This window comes from Anaerophaga thermohalophila str. Valhall, assembly GCF_000250735.1.
Classification (GTDB): Bacteria; Bacteroidota; Bacteroidia; order Bacteroidales; family Marinilabiliaceae; genus Anaerophaga; species Anaerophaga thermohalophila_A.
In genome coordinates, this window is sequence record NZ_AHZV01000358.1 from 1 (window position 1) to 21,926 (window position 21,926).

The window sequence follows — 21,926 nt, forward strand, 5'->3', positions numbered from 1 at the left end:
TGCAGGCTAAAAAGCATCTTTGTTGCAAATTTTCCCGATAAACAGGGGCAGGATATTAAACCAATAGTCAGTTAAAAAAGGCCTAAACGCAAAGACGCAATGACTCAAAAATTTAACGAAGTATTGTAACCCGATAATTTAGATTAATCTTAAACGAATGAACCTACAACACCAGGATGAATTATATATGCGACGGTGCCTCCAGCTGGCCGTAAAGGCTGAAGGCAAGACGTTTCCCAATCCAATGGTCGGATGCGTTATTGTGCACGATGGGCGGATAATAGGCGAAGGTTATCATAGAAAAGCCGGAGAACCTCATGCCGAGGTAAATGCCATAAATTCCGTAAAAGATCAGGAATTGCTGAAAAAATCCACACTGTATGTTAACCTTGAACCTTGTGCTCATTACGGGAAAACACCTCCCTGTTCCCTTTTGATCAGACAAAAAAAATTCCGCGTGTGGTGATCGGTTGCAAAGATACCTTTTCGAAAGTTGCAGGCAAAGGAATAACAATGCTTCGCTCCGCCGGTATTGAAGTAAAAGTGGATGTTCTGAAGGAGGAAAGCCGGGAGCTTAACAGGCGTTTTTTCGTTTTCCACGAGCAAAAACGGCCGTACATTTTATTAAAATGGGCCCAGACCCGTGATGGTTATATGGATATTGACCGTACGGTTTTGGAAGAAGCCCGTCCCACCTGGATCACTGACGACTGGGCCAGAAGAATGGTACACAAATGGCGCAGTACGGAACCGTCGATCATGGTTGGAAGCATAACGGCTTTAAAAGACAACCCTTCGCTTACTGTGCGCGACTGGTCGGGAAAAAATCCTTTAAGGATAGTGCTTGACCGTTTTGGAAAGTTACCACATACGCTTACACTCTTCAACGGGAAAACACCAACTTTGGTCTTTTCGGAAGAAGGAACCAACGCCTCGGAAAATGTGGAAACCATATTCCTCCCCCCACAGGCAAATCCTCTGACAGCAGTTTTGGATGAGCTTTATAGCCGGGACATCCAATCGGTGATGGTGGAGGGTGGCAGCATTCTGCTAAAAACATTTCTGGAAGCCGGATTATGGGACGAAGCAAGAGTTTTTACCGGCGAAAAATGGTTCGTTTCAGGTGTAGAAGCACCGGTCATAAAACAGAAACCCGTATCCTGGGAAAAATTTGGAAACAGCCGGTTATTCATTTATCGAAACAAATCATTATCTTAGAAAAACTATATGCTAACGATTGACAAAAAGGGTTATTTGCCAGATTATTACAAAATTTATACCGGAAGATAAGCCGCAAACCCTTTATGGCAGATAACCGAGAAAAAAGATTTTGCATTTTGAGTTAGATATCAGATTACCCAGCGTCAGCGGCTGAATAATTGTTTTACAGCATATTGTAAAAGTTTAACTGAGTATTGTTTTTAAAATCGTAAAAATATTCACAATAGGTGTGGCTAACTTATTTTCATAAAAGTCGGTATGGATATAATTAACGGTATTTTGTCCAGCAACATCCTACCCTATGTTTTACTTGGCTATGCCATAAGCATCCTCGTTGTGGTTATAATGATTGTGCTGGAGAACCGCAGCCCCCTCAAAACTATTTCGTGGGTGCTGGTTTTGCTTCTTTTGCCCGGTCTTGGTTTTATTCTATATATTTTTTTCGGACAGAATTTTCGAAAAGAAAAGATCATTGCCCGTAAAGGATTACGCAATCATCACCGGTTGAACTATCTGGCACATTCACAGATCACCCAATTAACTCATGGGAATCTGGGAGATAATGAAACAGCACGGGAGCCTACCGGAATTGTGCGGTTATTACTCAACAACAGTAGTTCCGTTGTAACAACAGGGAATGAAGTAACATTTCTGAATAACGGAAAGGATAAATTTGAAGCCCTTCTGCGCGAACTTAAAAACGCCCGGCACTTCATACATCTTGAATATTACATTTTTGCCGAGGACAGGATAGGAAATGTGGTAAAAAAAATCCTTAAGGAGAAAGCATCCAAAGGGGTGGAAGTACGACTGATTGTTGATGATGTGGGAAGCTGGGAACTGAAGAGTTCTTTTTTTGAAGAAATGAGGAAAGCCGGCGTTGAAGTCTATTCTTTTCTTCAGGTTCGTTTCCCACTGCTTACCAGTAAAGTAAATTACCGGAATCACCGTAAAATTGTAGTCATAGACGGCCACATTGGTTTTATCGGCGGTTACAACATAGCCGATCGTTACAAAGAGGGTGATGCAAAAACCTATGGCATCTGGCGCGATACTCACATAATGATTCAGGGAGATGCGGTTAATTCGTTGCAATCCATTTTCCTGACCGACTGGTATTTTGTAAGCCAGACCGAATTGACCGATCCAAAATATTTTCCTGCCAGCAAGCCTGTCAGTAATAAAGTGATGCAAATTGTTGCCAGTGGACCCGACTCAGACTGGCCTGCCATTATGATGGGAATCTTCCATACAATTGCCAGCGCCCGCGACTATTTGTATATTGCCACTCCCTATTTTTTGCCGAGTGAAAGCGTTCTCTTTGCCTTAAAAACGGCAGCACTGAGTGGCGTGGATGTCCGCATTATCATTCCTGAAAAAAGCGATGCCTTCATCACGCTTCTCTGTTCCCGGTCCTATATTCGTGAAATGCTGGAAGCCGGGGTTCAGGTTTATTTCTATCAGAAAGGATTTTTACACGCGAAAACCGTTGTGGCCGACGACAAGATCAGTATCGTTGGATCGGCCAACATGGACTTCAGAAGTTTTGAACAAAACTTTGAGGCAACAGCTTTTATCTATGATAAAGACACTGCACAAGAGATGAAAGCCACTTTTTTTCAGGATCAAAGTGACAGCGAAATTATTCTTTTGCCTGAATGGATGGAACGTCCCTATATCGAAAAAGTTAAAGAATCTTTTGCCCGATTGTTTAGTCCGCTTCTTTAGTCAATTGTGAGAATGTCTCTTCCGAAATATTTCCTCCGCTGATAATCATTCCTATCTTTTTATTTCTGAACAAATCCCTGTTTTCAATCATTGCAGCGAGTGGAACAGCGGACGACGGCTCTGCAAAAATGCCGGCTTGCTTTCTTAATAGTATCATTGCAGCACGAATAGATTGTTCTGAAGCTGTTTTTATCTCATCCACATATCGGCTAATGATCAGAAAATTGAGCTTTCCCAATGATGTCTTAAGTCCGTCAGCAATGGTATCGGGGTTCTCAGATGGGACTATATACCCGGCTTTCAACGAGCGGCACGCATCATCAGCATTGGCAGGTTCTCCGGCAATCACTTTAACATCAGGAATCAGATGCTTTGCAACAATTGCCGTTCCACTCAAAAGTCCCCCTCCCCCTACAGGAGTCATTACGATATCGAAAGGGCCGTAGTCTTCTATCATTTCCAGAGCCGCGGTACCCTGACCACAAATGACATCGAAACAGTCATAAGGATGGATGAATGTAGCTCCCGTTTCGTTAACAATCGCCTTTAATCCTTCTTCCCTGGCCTCAAGTGTCGGTTCGCAAAAGGTAATCTTACCATCAAAGCTTCTTACATTATCAATCTTCGTTTGAGGTGCATTTCGGGGCATCACAATGTAGGCCGGAATGTTTCTGTTCCTTGCAGCAAGTGACAAGGCTGCAGCATGATTGCCGGATGAGTGGGTGGCAACACCTTTTACCGCCTCTTCATCGTTCAGGTTTTGCACGGCATTGGTGGCCCCCCTGAATTTGAATGCGCCAGCCCTTTGTTGATTTTCGCATTTGAAATAAAGCTGAGCACCAAACATTTTATTAAGGGACTCACTGATAACGACTGGTGTGCGAGTGATGAATGGTGAAATTCGTTCGTGAGCTCTTTTAATGTCGCTGAAAGTTAGTATAGACATATTTTATGGTTCAACTCCTAAAATCAGCAATGGCACAGCCGGATGATTTCGTCCCTGGCGCATTATTTATTACCTGATGACTAACATGAGATGAAATATAATCAAATAATGGTTCTTTGGCTTCCATAGTAGACGCGTTGAAGATATATACAAAGTTAAAAAAATAACTCTCATCAGTATAAAATTTGTCTAAGTTATTGGTCTGATGGAACTCGTCCCGGATAACCGGGACTCGTTTTATAACACATATGAGTGCGGTATAAAAAGCATATTTTTGTCAGAATCAAGGCGTTTTAAATTTTTGTACCGAAGTTAACTCATTGTTAATGAGGATGCAAAAATTTAAAACAACACAGAGTTTGGCAACAAAGATGCTTTTTAAACCGGGCTCACATATTTAAAAAAAGAAAGGGTACACCTTCCAGGATGTACCCTTTTTCTGTCAGGTTAAAAACCATTGTTTCCTAAAACAGTGAAAAAGCCACTGTCAGGCCGGCCATTACAACCGAAACCATTGACATAAGTTTGATAAGTATGTTCAACGACGGGCCTGAAGTATCCTTAAAGGGATCGCCTACGGTGTCGCCAACAACACCGGCACGATGTGCTTCACTGTTCTTTCCGCCATAATTCCCCTTTTCAATGAATTTTTTAGCGTTGTCCCAGGCACCTCCTGCGTTGTTCAACATTATGGCGAGGGTAAATCCGGCTGTCAGACCACCAGCCAGAAGTCCTACAACTCCGGGAACACCAAATACCACCCCAACAATTACGGGAACAGCAATAGCCAGAAGCGAAGGCAGCACCATTTCACGCTGGGCCCCTTTCGTGGAAATTTCAACACAACGCGCATAATCAGGCTTGCTTTTACGTTCCATAATTCCGGGGATTTCTTTGAACTGACGACGTACCTCATCAACCATTTTGCCGGCAGCACGACCAACAGCTTTCATGGTCATTGAACTAAAGACGAAAGCCATCATCGCCCCGGTAAACAAACCTGCCAGCAACATCGGATTAAACAAAGAAAGGTCGTAGGCTGATGAAAAATCACGAATACCTGCCTCCGAAATTTCAACTGCTTTTTGACCTTTAGCAACAGCCGGTTCGGGATTATCTGCCAGATAAAAAATATAATCACCTACCTGCTGAACACCCTCTGCCGAAGCTTTGGCCAGTTTGCCAAGCCATAAGCGAACTTCTTCCATATACGCAGCCAAAAGAGCCATGGCTGTTAATGCTGCCGAACCTATGGCAAACCCTTTTCCGGTGGCAGCAGTGGTATTACCCAGCATATCAAGGGCATCGGTACGTTCACGCACTTCGGGCGGAAGTTCCGACATTTCGGCATTACCACCGGCATTATCTGCAATTGGTCCAAAGGCATCGGTTGCCAATGTAATACCAAGAGTAGAAAGCATTCCAACAGCGGCAAAACCAATACCATATACACCCATGGCAAAATTAGAGAACCCCCCGGCGAAACCAAAGGCTCCTACAATTCCGGCTACTATGGTCACAACCGGAACCCAGGTAGAAAACATTCCTACCGAAATGCCTTCAATAATTGTAGTAGCCGGGCCCTGAAGCCCCTGTTTTGCAATACCTTTTGTGGGTTTATACTCATCCGAAGTAAAATACTCAGTGGCCTGACCGATTATCACCCCGGCCAACAGACCAACAACTACAGAACCAAAAATTCCCCAGGTAATCCAGTCTACAAACACCAATACAGCAAGAGCTATCAGAATTAAGAATGAACTTCCACCGGTTCCCAGAAGCAACGAAGTAAGAAGGTTTTTCTGGGTTGCCGACTCTTTTGCACGGACAAAAAAGATACCCGCAATCGAAAGAAGTATTCCGACAGCTGCCACCAACATGGGCGCCAATACTACCTGCATCTGTTCGGCTCCGGTTAGCGCCGGTAGTGAGGCACCAAGAGCTGCCGTTGCAAGAATTGACCCGCAGTATGATTCATACAAATCAGCACCCATCCCGGCAACATCTCCTACGTTGTCACCTACATTATCGGCAATGGTTGCGGGGTTACGCGGATCATCTTCCGGAATCCCGGCTTCTACTTTACCCACCAGGTCGGCTCCGACATCGGCAGCCTTGGTAAAGATACCGCCACCAACACGGGCAAAAAGTGCCTGGGTGGATGCACCCATTCCGAAAGTAAGCATGGTAACGGTAATTTCTACCATCTTTTCTTTTTCAGTAATTCCGGGATGAACAAACGTGAGTCCGGCAAATTCCAATCCCGTTTTCATGTTCTCCGGGGTAAATACCAACTCATTGAGAACATAAAACCACATAGCGATGTCGAGAAGACCGAAACCAACCACTATTAGTCCCATTACGGCACCGCTTCGGAAGGCTATTTTTAGTCCCTGGTTCAGGGACTGAGAAGCTCCATGGGCAGTACGGGCCGAAGCAAAGGTCGCCGTTTTCATGCCCAGAAAACCGCTTAATCCAGAGAAAAACCCACCGGTTAGGAAGGCCAAAGGAACAAACGGGTTTTGTACTTTAAAAAAGGCTAAAACGCCTAGCAAAATAACCAATACCACAAAAACCCTGGCTACCACACCATACTGGCTGCGCAAGTAGGCATTTGCCCCTTCACGAACATGACGGGCAATCTCTTTCATGGTATCGTTGCCTTCAGAATTCTTCATCATCTGTTTGAAGAAGAACCAGGCAAAAATCAGCGCTATCAAAGAAGCGACGGGAACAAACCAAAATACTGGATTTAGCATAGTTCTAAGATTTACTGGTTATTATTTAAATACTGATTATTATTTCAATACTCCGCTAAACTTTTACAATACACGGCAAACCAATTGCTTATGCCTATCAATGCTTGTTTGTTAAGATGCAGTTTATCTACATTTTACGAAACGAGCATGGCACGGTTTCCCAACAAGAATATGTATAAATGCTTGCATGCGAGTTCCATCAGACCAATAACTTATACATAATTTATACTGATGAATTGTCTTACATCTTGTATCTAAAAATCTAACGATCTATTGTTATTTTATTTACTGATCGTTTCTTCAGATAAAAGCACCCATAAGGCAGAAGATTGACAGGCAGAAGGTGTTACAAACTTCGATTCCCCATGTCATCTTCAGTTAGCTTTAGCTCGTTGTGATAATTCCTTTTAGTACCAGTACTACATAAAACACAACTGATCCATGTCCGTGCCGTAATTTCAGCAACTACAGAAGTGTTTTAACAACCTTTCAAAAAAAAGCCAAAACAGGCACAAGATAAAAATTTTATCGGTTTGTACTCTTTGGATGAAAGTTAAAATTTTTAGAAGCAGAGTAGTGTTCGAAGCGACACTTACCACCCGGGGAAAATGTTAAATCCGAATTGTCCGTTGTAAAACCTGCCCTGATGAAAAGGAAAAGCAAAATATGGTTCTATTATGATAAGGCCAAAAAAACTAAATCTTACTGAAGTTCCTGTACTAAAAACGGGTATCCTCTCTTTATCGGAGGTTGTAGTAAGAGAAAAATACGGGGTGCTCTGATCGTCCCAGGTCAGACCGGCATCGATAAAAAAAGTAAACTCTGAAAAGAAAGTCGACGAACGAAGTAGTGCCAGATCGATGGGGCCTGACAAAGGCATCCGCCATTCAACGTTGGCAACCAACATTCTGCTACCAATAAGATGCTTAATGCCAATCGATGAGGTATTATGCGTGGAATCGGCATAAAAGCCGCCGGTATCGTACCCTCTCACCAACCAGGGATATCCTGCAAATAATCGTGTCATTCTGTTGGTTTCACTGTCGGCCCCGTATCGCCCGTAATGATAGAGTCTGAAAGCAACACTGAACGGACGAATAAATTTATATTTTCTGTAGTCGAATAAAAATGCATGGGCATCAACGCCGTTGTAAAACTTTTCGAACTGAACCCTTGTTCTTGTCCCATCCACCGGCGAAGTCATTCCGTTTTTTGCATTATCAAAAACAAGGGCAACATCGGCCTGACCTACCCAAAAACCGTCCGGCGCATCTGTCCTTGTACCGGATTCATAATAAGTAGGATAATAATTGCGGATATCTTCTATCTTTTCGTACCTGTAACCATAATGTGCAATCGACGTTCCTGATTCAATTCGCATCATACGGGTCAGCGGCATATATGCGAATAACGATGTTTTATCTTCAAAAATCCTCCGGCTGTAATAGACAAGACTTTGTTCATCGCCTGCCCCCTCGTAAGTAAAATATCCCATCCGGTAAGGGATATGCGAAAAACTGATTCCTGTCTTAATTCTGTGCTTCTGGTTGAGTAAAGCAACCTGACCCCCGAAATCATAAATCTCACCATAAATACTGGCGGCTGTATAGAGAAGATGGTGTCCCAGCACATCACTGAAAAGGGCTTCAACACTCCCTCCCATCCCTGTTCCAAAACGACTTGTCATAACACCGGCAGCCATATTGCCAAGATAATCAAGTCGAAAATCTTTTTTCAGCGGTTCGGGCCGGATTTCTACTTTTGGAGCATCCAATACCCCGTTATAGATAAGGTTTTGATCAACAACAGAAAATTGTCTGGAAAACGGTGCCAGACGGGCAGCACGGTAATCGAAATCTTTACGTGGCACAACTTCGGCATGCTGAAGCAGCAAGTCATAAGGCACTTTTACAATCTGAAACTCTCCATGCCAAAGCATTGAATAATAAATACTTCCAGAAGCAAGACTCAGGGCTGGAGACATCTCTGTGATTCCCATAATTCCCGTTGCATAGTTTGTTGCACGCCGGATTGTTTCATCAGTAGTATCAAACACATACAAATCGCGCCGCCCGTTCACATTCGAAAGGAAAAAAACAAGGTTTTGGCCGGGAATTGCAACCGGATTAAGATTTTTTGCTCCGTCAAAGGGACAAAACACCTCTGTCTTTCCACTGATCAGGTTAACTCTGGCCAGGTTAAAGAAACCGGGGAAATGCATTGTCTGGTCAGATGCAGGCTCATCGGTTGAAAACCATATACATTTTCCGTCGGATGTCCAGGAAGGCTGGATAGAGGCAAAAGAAGACGTTGTAACAGCTTTAACCTGCTTTTCTTCCAAATCAAATAAATATATATTGCTCACACCATTGACCATTCCGCTAAAAGCGATACTCTCTCCATCGGGCGACCATACCGGTGAAGAGACTGCATCTATCTCCGGGGGTGAAATTGTTCGCTTCAGTTTGTTTCTCACGGTATCAAAAATAAGAATAACCGATTTGCCTTTCTGGTAACCAGTAAATGCAAAATGACGGTTATCGGGCGACCATGTTCCGGAAGTTTCAATATACTCCAGGGCATCAATATCGCTTGTACGTGAACTGGTATAGAGTTTATCAATAATCTCCCCGTCGTGAGCACTGGCAAGAAAGAGGTCAAGTGAATAAATATCCCGCTCCGATAAAAAGACAATATGCCTGCCATCCGGACTCACCGAAGGATATAAATTATACCTTCCCGCATTCTTTTTTGAAAATAGTTTTTCTCCAAAGAGGGTATAAGACGAATCCTGCCTGGTCAGCAGATGATTGGCCAACGTTTCCCGCCACTCTTTCGAAAGTGAATCGGGCGTAATTCCAAGCAAATCTTCCACAGCCGTATGATAACCCGACATTGCTGATGCTACAAAAAGACGGCGTATATATTGCTCTCCGTATCGTGAGGCAATGTAAGACCAGAAAGCCTGCCCAAACCTGTAAGGAGAGTACTGCCCGCTCCGGCTTAACTCCTCCAGCGTCGGAAATTCATTACTGAGCAATGCGTCCCTCATCCAAACAGCAGTATAAGCATCCGAGTTCCCAACGGACAGATACTCGGCCATTCCTTCGATCATCCAAAGCGGAACCCTTGTTATTGAAGCCGGACTCAAATCTTTATATTGTTCAAGAATATGATATTGAAAAGCATGTACCATCTCGTGTCCCAGCACATGGGATGTCTGATAATCCGAAAAGGCAAACGGCATCACTATCCGTCTTTTTAAGCTTTCGGTTACGCCACCGGTGCCAATCCCGATATCACTCAAAATGGCAGAGGTTTGTTGAAATTCGGCATGATTCCGGTAGAGGATAACAGGATTGCGGGTTCTAAACGTATCAATCAGTAATTTGCGATGATAGCGATACCATTGTTCGGCTAAATTACCAAACTTATTAAGTCTGTCAGTGTCATTCAGATAATGATATATATCGAAGTGTTCGGTACGGGCAAGTTTAAAATCAAAGGTACGGTAAGAGGGCTTATTCTTCCCAAAATACTGAGAAAAACTGCCCTCTGAAGAAATACTCAGAAATAAAACCAACAACACTATTGAAGTAACTTTGCCCATGGCATTAGTTTAAAGTTGTCCGTTTAAATTACGCAGAAATGGGAAACAGGGTTCAATTTATGAGAGGAAAAATAATTTGAAGGGAAAAACAATAACAATAGCCAGTTAAAAAAAGCCTAAACGCAATGACGCAAAGTTTTTATTATGGGAGAGTTGTGATTTACTCCACTGACTATGCAAACAATTAATTCCCAGACATCTGTAAAAGTTTAACGGAGTATTGCAATAATAGACGGCCCTAAAAGTGTCCATACTTTGCACTAAAAGTATCCATACTTTTCTTCAAAAGTATCCATACTTTGCACCAAAAGTATCCATACTTTGCACCAAAAGTATCCATACTTTGCACCAAAAGTATCCATACTTTTCTTAGTGTTTGTCTATTACAATAGATCGTTAGATTTTTAGATAAAAGTAATCGACAGGCAGAAGTTTGCCAGGCAGAAGGCAGAAGTGTTAAATTTTGCAGATAAGAATTTTACCGTTAGTACCGAAAATTGGCCTGATAAACAAAAATTCAACTCCGCAAAACAAACAACTGATATAGAGTGATTTGTAATTTGAGTTAGATAAAGGATAATGGCACTATATGGACAGACACTAATTAAATCGGGGCAAATTTTTTGATCAATGACTTAAACTCCACACCAGCAGTGTCAAAAGATTTCGCGCAGAGAGAACGATGTATTCAGCCTATGATTCTGCCCTGAATTGTTCGAGAAACCGAATGTCGTTTTCGAAGAACAGCCGGATGTCGTTTATCTGGTATTTCAGCATAGCAATGCGTTCAATGCCCATACCAAACGCAAATCCGGTGTACCTGTCCGGATCAATTTCGCAGTTGGAAAGAACGGCAGGATCAACCATTCCACAACCCAGTATTTCTACCCAACCGGTGTGTTTGCAGATGTTACACCCCTCGCCGCCACATAGTGTACAGGAGATGTCCATCTCGGCAGATGGTTCTGTAAAAGGGAAGTAAGATGGACGAAGCCGGATGCGTGTTTCCTGCCCAAACATTTCCTTGGCAAAATAGAGAAGTGTTTGACGCAAATCGGCAAACGATACATCTTCGTCAATGTAAAGACCTTCAACCTGATGAAAAATGCAATGTGCTCTCGCCGATATGGCTTCGTTGCGAAATACTCTTCCGGGGAAAATAGCCCTGATGGGTGGTTTCTGCTGTTCCATAACCCTTATCTGCACAGACGAGGTATGTGTTCTGAGCAAAATGTCAGGATCCTGTGTAATGAAAAATGTATCCTGCATATCTCTTGCCGGGTGTTCGGGAGGAAAATTCAAAGCCTCAAACACATGCCAGTCGTCTTCTATCTCAGGCCCTTCAGCAACGGTAAACCCGATGCGTCCGAAAATATCCACTATCTGTTTTCGAATAATGGACAACGGATGACGGCTTCCCACTGGCATAAATGTTCCGGGAAGTGTCAGGTCAGTTGTTCCCGATGTCAGTTGCGATTCTTCAAATTGTTCCTTCAGATTATTGATTGTTTCCTGGGCAGCAGCCTTCAACTGGTTGATTGCCTGACCAACAGATTTCTTCTGATCATTCGGAACATCCTTAAACTCCTGAAAAAGTTGAGGAATAATTCCCTTTTTACTAAGATATTTAATACGCAATTGTTCGGCTTCCTCAGCAGACGAAGCAGTAAGCCCTTTTATTTCTTCCAGTAATTCGTTGATCTTATCAAGCATTGTAATTAATTTTTTGGAACAATTTGATTCGTCCTGGTCTGTTGGCGAACGGATAATAATATTCAGCCAGTAATGTTAATCAATGAGGCCAATCATAAAAGTCTCTTTTTGCCAATCTCATTATTGCAGAAAATTTTAAATCCTCATTAGTGTCTGTCCATAAAGTACCATTTGCTGTGTTACGCTCGCCGCCAAAATCCTCATTTACGATGAGTAAACTCCGTTTTTGGCGGCTTCGCAAGCCTTGCAACTGGTACTTTCTGAACAGACACACATATTGTAAAAATTTTTGCGAGTTTATAGACGGACACTCATTAATAATTCGTTAAATCCGGTTCAAAAATTTCCTACGCATCGACCTCGACAAAAATAGCTCTTTTAGGAGCAGACTCATCAACAGACCGCTAATTTTTAGATATAAGATGATTTACAAAGGTAATTCTTTTCGGAGCCGGCTCAAAATTGAAAAACACAAATTCAGCCGAAATCATCAAACCAATTAGTACCAAATGGACGGAAACCCGGACACAAACCCCATAATATTGTTAAACAATTAAAGCCGGGAATGACACGGAATAAATTTGACCAGCTCTTCACCTATTCTTATCTTACCGGAAGATGTTGTTCAAATAGAAAACATGAAGAGAATATTTTTCATCGGTGATATTCATGGTTGCAGTCTGACCTTTAAAAAAATGATAACAAAGAAAATAGACCTGCAAAAAACGGATGAACTCTATTGCGTTGGAGATTACATTGATCGCGGACCCGACAGTAAAGGGGTTGTCGATTTTATTCTTAACCTCAGGACAGAAGGATACAACGTGCATACCGTGCGTGGGAACCATGAACAAATGATGCTGGATTCGATGACAAGTATCAATTCCTATATGCTGTGGATGTTAAACGGGGGAGAGAAAACGCTTGAGAGTTTTGGTGTAGAAACCGCAAGGGATTTGCCAAAGATTTACCGCGATTTTTTTCACAAAACCGATCTGTTTTTTCAGACCGGTTCTTTCATTGTGGTTCATGCCGGATTGAACTTTAACATATCCCATCCACTGAAGGATAAAGAGTCAATGTTGTGGATAAGGGGCTTTTCGCCTGACGAAAGTTTCTTACAAGGCAGACTGCTAATACACGGGCATACGCCACGAAGCAAAAATGATATCATGTCACAAAAAAATAACAGCGTGGTGAACATAGACGGTGGTTGTGTATTCAAATACCGGCAGGACATGGGGAACCTTGTTGCCCTGAACTTCAACGAAAAGAAATTACTGTTTCAACCAAATATAGACCCTTACTGAAACAAGATTACCCGGAATTTTGTTATGCAAATAGGTAAAAATTTACCAACAGGTTTTTAGATATTAAATTTAACATGATTCATTAGTATAAAATTTACTTTTTAAGGCATAACGGAACCCGCATGAAAGCAATTATACATATTCTTGTTTTGGTAATCCTTGCCATGCCCGTTTCACATAAACTTGTTATACTTTACTTTAGCTGACAAATATCTGTTGATCACAAACTGAGGATCTGCATCCTGAAACAAGAAATTAACTAAGTAGTGTACGTCTATAAATTACGCAAAAGATTTTTCTGGCCATGTGTCTGTTCAGAAAGTACCAGTTGCAAGGCTTGCGAAGCCGCCAAAACCGGAGTTTACTCATCGTAAATGAGGATTTTGGCGGCGAGCGTAACACAGCAAATGGTACTTTATGGACAGACACTAAGTATATTGAGATAAAGAACCACAAAATAATAAGCTATGAAACGAAGGGATTTTATAAAACGGGCAACAGGGCTTCTGGCGGTCTCCTCATTTCCCGCTTCACAATTTGGTGATAATAACAGGAAGTATATTTCTGATCGCGTAATGTTGGGCAATACCGGGATAGAAGTATCGCGGCTTGCCGTGGGAACCGGAACAAACGGCTGGGGTAAGCGTTCCAATCAAACCAGGGAGCTTGGCATTAAGGGGTTGGCCGATTTGCTGGAAGTTGCTTATGAAAGAGGTGTTTTCTTTTGGGATTCAGCCGATTCCTATGGTACTCACCCTCATTTAAAGGAGGCGCTAAAACGAATTCCAAGAGAAAAAGTTGTCATCCTCACCAAAACGCATGCTACTTCCGAAAAGGAAATGAAAGCCGATCTGGATCGTTTCCGCCGTGAACTGGGAACCGATTATATCGACGTGATGTTGCTCCATTTGATGACAGATGCCAACTGGCCGGAAATAAAAGCCGGAGCCATGAATGTTCTGGCCGAAGCAAGAAAAGACGGGATTGTCAAGGCCCACGGTGTTTCATGTCATTCTATCGAGGCCTTGAAAACAGCAGCAAACACAGATTGGGTTCAGGTAGACCTTGCCCGGATCAATCCTGCCGGCGCCCGTATGGATGATGAAGTCCCGGTTGTTCAAAAAGTTCTGAAGCAAATGAAAAATTCGGGTAAAGCAGTAATGGGCATGAAAATATTTGGCGGAGGAAGCTTGTCCGGCAAACCCGATGAAAGTTTACGGTTCGTCCTTAAACAGAACTATGTGGATTGCTTTACCATTGGTATTGAGAATAAGGATCAACTGCTTGATCTCGAAAAACGTGTTCCGCGTGTTAGTGTATAACATAAGTAGACCTGGTTATTGAAATCCATCAGTGTTAAACCTTTTAATAAGTTAGACATTGTTCCGTCAATTAGTTATATTTAATGTCTGTCCATAAAGTGCCATTTACTGTGTTACGCTCCTCCGAAAATTACTCATTTACGATGAGTAAACTCCGTATTCTCGGACTTCGCAAGCCTTGTAAATGACACTTTCTGAACAGACACATGATAAGTAGAGGTTGCGGAAAAAGTCAGCAACCTGTTTCAAATTTATTTTCCATTGTTCTTTTTGGTATTGCCCCAAAAAGAACCAAAAAGGTCTGGTTCGCTTAAACCTGGCTCCCCGCGAAAGCCAAAATTTCCGGCCATTGCGCAAGGCCATGAACGTCGCCCATTTTGGCTTCCCGCCATCCGCCGGCCCGGAAAGCGGACAGGCCACCGCGCCTTTTAAATAGATAAAGTCGTTCATTATTACGACATTCTTTTGAACAGTGATATGTTGACAATTAACATTTACACAATACTTTGTTTGATTTTGTAATGCCCTGCAAGTCAATTGTTTGCGTCTAAAGAGGTTTGTTTATTTAAATGCAGTATATTAATGTTGTAAAAATCATCTTACATCTTATATCTAAAAATCTCACGATCTATTGATTTACAGGTGCAAACATTTTTAAAGATTTGCATGAATAACCTTGCACCTTAAATGGAATTATGCGATGTAAATAATTTATTATTAATTATTTAGGAGCAAACTCAAGTATGTGGAATAAAAAATAATACTATTATGGACACAATAAAAAATAACACACAAAAGATCATCGAATATCTCGGAAATGATGATTCATTGCTCACTTTTGACCAACCAAAAATTTCCAAAGACCGGCTAACACAGCCAGGCCCCGACACATTGGATAAAGTGTTCGGGCAAAGTGATCGAAATCCCCGGACACTCATCAACCTCTCGCGTATATACGAGCATGGGCGACTGGGAGGAACTGGTTATCTTTCTGTTTTGCCTGTCGATCAAGGCATTGAGCACACAGGAGGCGCTTCATTCGCCCCCAATCCCGACTATTTCGATCCGGAAAACATCATAAAACTCGCCATCGAAGGAGGATGCAATGCTGTTGCAACGACATTTGGCGGACTTGCTCTGCATGCACGTAAGTATGCCCATAAAATCCCGTTTCTTGTAAAGATCAATCACAACGAATTGATGACCTACCCCAATAAATATGACCAGATCATGTTTGGAAGCGTTTCGGAAGCCTGGAACCTGGGGGCTGCTGCCGTTGGTGCCACTATCTATTTTGGTTCGGAAGAATCGAACCGGCAACTTGTAGAAGTGGCCGAAGCATTTGAGCAGGCCCATGAGCTTGGTATGGCAACAGTATTATGGTGTTATACAAGAAACAGCAGTTTTAAAACCGCCAAAAACGATTATCACACTGCCGCTGACCTCACGGGGCAGGCCAACCATTTGGGAGTAACTATAAAAGCCGATCTTATTAAACAAAAATTACCAACCTGCAATGGCGGTTTCACAGAGTTAAAGTTTGGAAAAACGCATCCCGACATGTATAAGAAACTGACCTCCGATCATCCCATCGATTTATGCCGTTACCAGGTGGCCAACTGCTACATGGGAAAGATCGGCCTGATCAATTCGGGCGGGGCATCTTCCGGAGCCAGTGATTTTGGCGATGCCGTACGCACAGCTGTCATTAATAAACGGGCAGGCGGCTCAGGCCTCATTTCCGGAAGAAAAGCATTTCAACGCCCCATGAAAGAAGGTATTGAGTTATTGAATTTGATACAGGATGTTTATCTGAATGATGAAATTTCGATAGCGTAATAGAAATAAATCAGATCGTTAGATTCTTAAATTAATAGACGGTCAGGGTAAATTTAAACGCAGAGACGCAATGACGTGAAGTTTTTCATAATAAAAACTTCACGTCATTGCGTCTCTGCGTTTAGGCTTTTTTAACCTGAGTATTTTAGAAAAGCACCAGATAATAATGGCTGCTGAAAAATCATCTCAAATCTAATCTCTATAAATCTACCGATCTATTGTATAATATCAATCGTTTTAATGCGGATATCATTCACCGGCCTGTTTTCCCCATAAGTTTCGACAGCAGCAATCCTGTCTACCACATCCATACCATCGGTCACTTCTCCAAAAACCGTATAATCACCATCAAGATAAGGGGCTCCGCCAACAGTTGTATAAGTTTCGCGCTGAGAAGGTGTAAACCGGAAGCCCTTTTCTTCTTCTATCTCATCAAGCTCCTCATGAGTAAAAACACGACCCGAGATAATGTAAAACTGCGACCCGTCCGAACGGTTTCCGGGGTTTCTGTCCGATGGAAGTTTTGAAGCAGCCACAGCGCCTCTTTTGTGAAACCGCGAAGGAACTATTTTTGTAGGCAGATTGTATCCGGGTCCCTGCCAGCCCACTATATCGTCTTTACCGGCATATTTGGAATCAGCAGCCCCGGTTTGTATCAAAAAATCTTTAAGAACCCTGTGCACCAAAAGGCTGTCATAGAACTGATCGCTCACCAGTTTAATAAAATTATCACGAAATCCGGGGGTTTCATCATAAAGCCTGATTACAATATTTCCCATTGTGGTTTTTATTCTGAAACCCGCCACCTTTTCATGAGAAATATAAACCTTGTTGGTTTTTGTGCGCAAATCCCAGACAGACGCCGGCCGGTCGGTTTGTTTCTTAAGCAATGTGGCTATGTGTTTCTGACTAAGAACCACCTTCCGGAGAGAATCGTTTACCTCCCTTTCCTGCACTATTCCAATTAATTCGTGGTTCAACCTGAATGCAGGTTTACCGGGCTTCAGAATAGCCGGTGCCTCCAGGAAACTGATCGAATCCATGTCGTGAAAAGCACCCGCAACACCTTTCCGAACATAGAGCTTTCGTGAAGGTCTTCTCAGCGTATAAAGGGAATCGGGCTCTTGCAGAGCCTCTGTCAGTTTAATATAGTTGGGATTGTTTCTTTTAACTTTCAAAATAAGTAAGTCAAGATTATGATCGTAAGCTGTGTATCCCCTCACATCGCGGTAGTCTTTTGTGCCAGGAGGTGCTATTTTTGCCTTATATGTTCCTTTAATCCACTCCAGATTGGTTACCACCAGGTCGCGATCAATAAAAAACCCAAAGCCTTTTTTCTCTGCCCGGTTATAATGATCGAAAGTGTGAATCTCAACCATTCCTTTTATATTCTCCTGATATGAGCCTTTGGGCTGATGTGTTTCTTCTTTCTTTTTCTGAGGGGACTTGCAACCCGCCAAAAAAGAGATCAGAAAGATAAATATGATCAGGTTCTTTGATAAAAAATTGACGTATTTAAACCACATATAATAAATCGTTAGATTCCTGAGTCCACTTCTAAAAGTCTCTTTCAGGCGCAAACTCATTCATGAGCTACCCACAATTAGCAAAACGGCAACTATAATAAATGTTTTTGTGACTGACATCTTCAAACACCCGGTAATAGTAACTAAGCGTCTTTGCGTTAAGGCATTTTTTTAAGAAACCATTGTCATTGCGAAATTTCTTTTATCGCGATAACCACATCGGTAAACGGACGGTCGTTTTTATCGGTCTTTAATGCTGCGATTTTGTCAATAACATCAAATCCCTCAACAACTTCCCCGAAAACTGTATATTCTCCGTCAAGGTCGGGCAATCCGCCAATGGTAGTATAAGCTTTTCGTTGCTCTTCGGAAAACTCGAGGTAATCTGACAAAGAATATTCGAAATTGATCTTTTCTTTTATCTCACGCAAAAGCTCATTAAAGGCTCTCGGGTCCTCCTTCTTAAGCTTTGCCAGCTCTTCTTTGCGCGGAAGATAATACTTTCTCTTCAAATCGTTTTTTATGGGAATATTAGTGTTCTTTTCGAGAATATCGAGTTGCTCATTGCTCCATACCTTCCCCTGTACGATATAAAACTGGGATATATCGGACATCTTGAAATGATTCGCATCTTCTGGTTGACGAGGCGCACAAATCGCTCCTTTTTTATGAAAATGGTTGTCACGGAATTCGGCATCAATGTTTACTGCCGCATTCCCATAGCCGATGTGTTTGCCTGGTGGAGCATTCCGTGAATCTGAGGAACCACCCTGAATAACAAAGTTTTTGATCACCCTGTAAAACAGCGTCCCGTCGAAATGTCCTTTGTTGACCAGTTTCAAAAATTCATTCCTGTGATTGGGGGTATCGTTGTAAAGTTTCACTTTCATGTCCCCCATATTGGTTTTGATGAGGACATAATGTGTGTATTCCTGACCAGAAAGCGTTCCAATCGTAAGAAAAACAGCTGCTGCCGTCAGTAGTATTGATAATATTCGCATGGTTTTTAAAAAGTCAAAAGATCATCGGTTAATGTATTGCCAGCATTACCCGCCAGGCAGTCAAAAGCCTAACCTCTTCATCCGGTTACAGAAAAAGTTAACAAAAACTATTCCTCAATGATCTCCATGGTCATTTCTATATCCTTAACAGGCCGGTCATTTTGGTCGGTAGCCACTGCAGCGATAGAGTCGATCACGTTAAGTCCTTCCTCCACTTCTCCAAAAACAGTATAAGCCCCGTCAAGCTGAGGCGTTCCCCCTATGGTAGAATATGCTTCACGAACCTCCTCCGGAAAGGAGAAACTGGCGGAGTCGCCAAGTTCTTCTCCGGCCTTTTGTTCAATCTCCTCTATGAGGGATTCAAATCCCTCTCTGTCACCGCGTTGACGCATAGCCATCAATGAGTCCTGGTAAGGATTGAGCATATCAAACATCTTTGACTGAATACGGCGCCTTGAGTGCTCCTCTTCAATATTGTCGAGTTCCTCTGATGAATATGTCTTGCCCTGAACAATATAAAACTGAGATCCGGAGGATTCGCGTTCGGGATTTACCTGATCACTCTGCCGTGCTGCGGCAAGAGCACCCTTTTTATGAAAATGTTTGGGGTAATTGATCTCTGCCGGCAACGTATAACCAGGGCTGCCACCTCCCAGCCGTGTTCCTTCCGATGCTTCTTTTGATTCCGGATCGCCTCCCTGAATCATGAAACCTTCGATTACGCGATGGAACAAAAGTTGGTCATAAAAGCCCTCTTCCACAAGTTTCAGGAAGTTAGCCCTATGTTCAGGGGTGTCTTGATAAAGCCTGACTTTCATGTCCCCGTAAGGTGTTTTGATGAGCACTTTCTTTTCAGGCTCTTCACATGTCACAAAAATTAATCCTAAAACGATAATTAATATCGAAACAGCTGTTTTGCTTTGGTTTATGAGTGAAGTCATGATTATAAATTTTACAGATTAAGTTTTTCTTTCAGATATTCAAACGCCGATCTTTTCAAAGTATAATTAAGGAATGAAGGCGTCAGGGATTTTAAGGATTTTATTTCTCTGAATTTTGGCCAGCCTTCATCATCGGTGCCATCAGGTTCAAGGTACCCACTGCGGCAGAGAAGTGTACATTTTCCAAGATTAATCAGGTCCATCTTTTCTTGTCTCGAATAAGTACGCATACCTTCTCCCAGTTCCTGAACCCCAATCAGGAACAACATGAAATCAAAATCCGCCGTTACTTTAAAACGCTTACTTACTTCAAGCTCCAGCAGATCCCAGTTATCTTCATTGTATGTCATTCCCATTCGTATAAAATTTATTGTTAGGTTAATAGGATACTATATTGTTAGGGTTGTTAGGGTGTCAGGGTGGTTAGAGTTGTTAGGGTGTTAGGGTCTCATCCCTGATATTCATATTTTTTTGGCAAAAGTAATGCTCTGTCACCGCTCCGCGGCTAATTGTTACTGACTTTATTGATTACGTTACCGCTTTGTCACCGCTCCGCGGTTTTAGTATTACTAACCCTATATCAACAATTAATAGCCGCGGAGCGGCAACAGAACGGTAGAATTATGTAAGAAAAACAAAAAGCTGCGGAGCTGCGACAGATAATGTATAAATTTGTTTGGTTCTGGTTTATCCAGGTTAGGGTTGTTAGAACTGTTAATTTGTTAATATTGTTAAATTATTAAGTTGTTAGAATGTTATAGGTCACATCATCTATCAATCTATCATCTGTCCTGGCAATCCTTGCCATGCTCGTTTCGTTTGTCAAACTTCAAAAATGAGTGCGGTATAAAAAGCATATTTTTGTCAAAATCAAGGCGTTTTAGATTTTTGTGCCGGAGTTAACTCGTTGTTAATGAGGATGCAAAAATTTAAAACAACACAGAGTTTGGCAACAAAGATGCTTTTAAGAACGCACTCAAAAATAATAAAAGAAAATAAACCACATAGATAAAAAAGCCGGTCAGATCTATTCTGCCGGCTTCGTGGGTTGTACTGGATTCGAACCAGTGACCCCTACCCTGTCAAGGTAATGCTCTAAACCAACTGAGCTAACAACCCCTGATTTGGTTCTGCAAAAATATAAAATTTTAAAACAAAAAAAGGCCCGATGCGAACCGAACCTTCTTTTTTTGGATTTTTCTGATTTAAGGGAAAGGCTGAACTTTCTGGTTGCAAATATAGACATTTTTTAACAGATACAAGTTTTGAGTGGAATTTTTTTTACAGAAAGTGATAAATATTTGTAATTTTTTATTAGGAATATAACTTTAAGGCCAGAAAAAACGGGCTGTTAAGGAACTTTAACAGTCCGTTACCGTAAGTTGATTATTTTTTATCGTCGTCCTGCCACAGCATCAACAGAATACTTTCCTGAACCTAAAAAGAATGTACCTGCAAATCCGAGAAGGAATAATAAGGCAAATTCTTTACTGGCTCCTCCGGCAGCTGCTGCAGCAAACAACGGATCGGAAGCATGAACGATAAATGCAGCTACTGCCATGGTAATCATTAAAGGGATAGAAGCCAGCCTGGTTCTTAACCCTATAAGCACCATAATTCCTGCAACAAATTCGGCAAGCATTGCCAGGATCAGGTTAATGGTCGGGCTGATTCCAAAAAGTGCCGGAAACTGAATATCTCCGGCAAGCAACATCTGTAACTTGCCGAGTCCGTGACCAAAAACAATTAAAAATCCAAAACCCAGACGTAATATCAATGCTGCAAAATCTTTCTCGTTTTTAAATAATGTTCTCATGGTCATTAAGTTTTGTTAGAAATAATATCTTAAAAACCTGAAAAGCGTTTTTTTGTTCAAAGCTATTCAATCCACACTTTATCCAATCGAAAGTCCACTTCTTTGTACGCTTTGTTCAGTAACGAAACCTGAATAGATTCAATGGTTTCAATGCTGAAATGCAGGGAAGTGGCAGTATCTGGATAATAACACCT

General features: G+C 42.0%; 16 protein-coding genes and 1 tRNA gene. 6 read left to right on the forward strand and 11 right to left on the reverse strand.

Annotated features, from left to right (window positions below):
- Positions 1-157 precede the first annotated feature (157 nt).
- From OQ5_RS25055 to cls, 3 genes are all read left to right on the forward strand, one after another.
- A complete protein-coding gene (locus tag OQ5_RS25055) occupies positions 158-466 on the forward strand; it encodes a bifunctional diaminohydroxyphosphoribosylaminopyrimidine deaminase/5-amino-6-(5-phosphoribosylamino)uracil reductase RibD (protein ID WP_255297642.1) in 309 nt (102 codons plus the stop codon).
- Positions 460-1,218 (forward strand): bifunctional diaminohydroxyphosphoribosylaminopyrimidine deaminase/5-amino-6-(5-phosphoribosylamino)uracil reductase RibD, encoded by a 759-nt coding sequence (ribD, locus tag OQ5_RS21690; protein WP_255297643.1) that lies wholly within the window; start codon positions 460-462, stop codon positions 1,216-1,218. Before OQ5_RS25055 ends, ribD begins: the two co-directional genes overlap by 7 nt.
- A 261-nt stretch (positions 1,219-1,479) precedes the next feature.
- Positions 1,480-2,949 carry a cardiolipin synthase gene (gene cls / locus OQ5_RS0118730; RefSeq protein ID WP_016778956.1) on the forward strand — a complete coding sequence of 490 codons (1,470 nt, stop codon included), beginning with the start codon at positions 1,480-1,482 and terminating at the stop codon, positions 2,947-2,949.
- Here the strand turns inward: cls and OQ5_RS0118735 are convergent.
- The 4 genes from OQ5_RS0118735 to pheS form a co-directional block, all read right to left on the reverse strand.
- Complete coding sequence (locus OQ5_RS0118735; RefSeq protein ID WP_026055404.1) at positions 2,933-3,895, reverse strand: pyridoxal-phosphate dependent enzyme; 963 nt, start codon at positions 3,893-3,895, stop codon at positions 2,933-2,935. The two genes, cls and OQ5_RS0118735, sit on opposite strands and share 17 nt — an antisense overlap.
- A gap of 464 nt (positions 3,896-4,359) precedes the next feature.
- Complete coding sequence (locus OQ5_RS0118740; protein WP_016778958.1) at positions 4,360-6,654, reverse strand: sodium-translocating pyrophosphatase; 2,295 nt, start codon at positions 6,652-6,654, stop codon at positions 4,360-4,362.
- A 592-nt stretch (positions 6,655-7,246) separates the two neighbouring features.
- A complete protein-coding gene (locus OQ5_RS0118745; protein WP_016778959.1) occupies positions 7,247-10,264 on the reverse strand; it encodes a basic secretory protein-like protein in 3,018 nt (1,005 codons plus the stop codon).
- A gap of 693 nt (positions 10,265-10,957) precedes the next feature.
- On the reverse strand, positions 10,958-11,977 hold the full coding sequence (pheS, locus tag OQ5_RS0118755) for a phenylalanine--tRNA ligase subunit alpha (RefSeq protein WP_016778961.1): 1,020 nt from the start codon (positions 11,975-11,977) through the stop codon (positions 10,958-10,960).
- 638 nt (positions 11,978-12,615) lie between these two features.
- Between pheS and OQ5_RS0118760 the strand changes: the two genes are divergently transcribed.
- Together OQ5_RS0118760 and OQ5_RS0118765 are read left to right on the forward strand one after the other, a co-directional pair.
- Positions 12,616-13,287 carry a metallophosphoesterase family protein gene (locus OQ5_RS0118760; RefSeq protein WP_026055405.1) on the forward strand — a complete coding sequence of 224 codons (672 nt, stop codon included), beginning with the start codon at positions 12,616-12,618 and terminating at the stop codon, positions 13,285-13,287.
- 467 nt (positions 13,288-13,754) lie between these two features.
- The gene (locus OQ5_RS0118765) at positions 13,755-14,609 is read left to right on the forward strand and encodes an aldo/keto reductase (protein ID WP_016778963.1); all 855 of its coding nucleotides are present in this window, start codon (positions 13,755-13,757) and stop codon (positions 14,607-14,609) included.
- Positions 14,610-14,747: 138 nt separating this feature from the next.
- On the opposite strand, the gene OQ5_RS21695 is transcribed toward OQ5_RS0118765, so the two are convergent.
- Positions 14,748-15,059 (reverse strand): hypothetical protein, encoded by a 312-nt coding sequence (locus OQ5_RS21695; protein ID WP_016778964.1) that lies wholly within the window; start codon positions 15,057-15,059, stop codon positions 14,748-14,750.
- A gap of 318 nt (positions 15,060-15,377) precedes the next feature.
- On the opposite strand from OQ5_RS21695, the gene OQ5_RS0118775 reads away from it, so the two are divergent.
- Positions 15,378-16,448: a class I fructose-bisphosphate aldolase gene (locus OQ5_RS0118775; protein WP_016778965.1), complete on the forward strand. Its 1,071-nt coding sequence runs from the start codon at positions 15,378-15,380 to the stop codon at positions 16,446-16,448.
- Between the two features lie 215 nt (positions 16,449-16,663).
- Here OQ5_RS0118775 and OQ5_RS22135 read toward each other — a convergent pair whose 3' ends face one another.
- From OQ5_RS22135 to OQ5_RS0118810, 6 genes are all read right to left on the reverse strand, one after another.
- Positions 16,664-17,974, reverse strand: a complete 1,311-nt coding sequence (locus tag OQ5_RS22135; protein ID WP_016778966.1) for a peptidylprolyl isomerase — start codon at positions 17,972-17,974, stop codon at positions 16,664-16,666.
- Between the two features lie 185 nt (positions 17,975-18,159).
- On the reverse strand, positions 18,160-18,975 hold the full coding sequence (locus OQ5_RS0118785; protein WP_016778967.1) for a peptidylprolyl isomerase: 816 nt from the start codon (positions 18,973-18,975) through the stop codon (positions 18,160-18,162).
- A 107-nt stretch (positions 18,976-19,082) separates the two neighbouring features.
- Positions 19,083-19,916 (reverse strand): peptidylprolyl isomerase, encoded by an 834-nt coding sequence (locus OQ5_RS0118790; protein WP_016778968.1) that lies wholly within the window; start codon positions 19,914-19,916, stop codon positions 19,083-19,085.
- A gap of 11 nt (positions 19,917-19,927) precedes the next feature.
- Positions 19,928-20,272 carry a hypothetical protein gene (locus OQ5_RS0118795; RefSeq protein WP_016778969.1) on the reverse strand — a complete coding sequence of 115 codons (345 nt, stop codon included), beginning with the start codon at positions 20,270-20,272 and terminating at the stop codon, positions 19,928-19,930.
- A 688-nt stretch (positions 20,273-20,960) separates the two neighbouring features.
- A tRNA-Val gene (locus OQ5_RS0118800) sits at positions 20,961-21,035 on the reverse strand.
- A 274-nt stretch (positions 21,036-21,309) separates the two neighbouring features.
- Entirely contained in the window at positions 21,310-21,732 is a 423-nt protein-coding gene (locus OQ5_RS0118810) for a DoxX family protein (RefSeq protein WP_044108115.1), read from the reverse strand.
- Positions 21,733-21,926 lie beyond the last annotated feature (194 nt).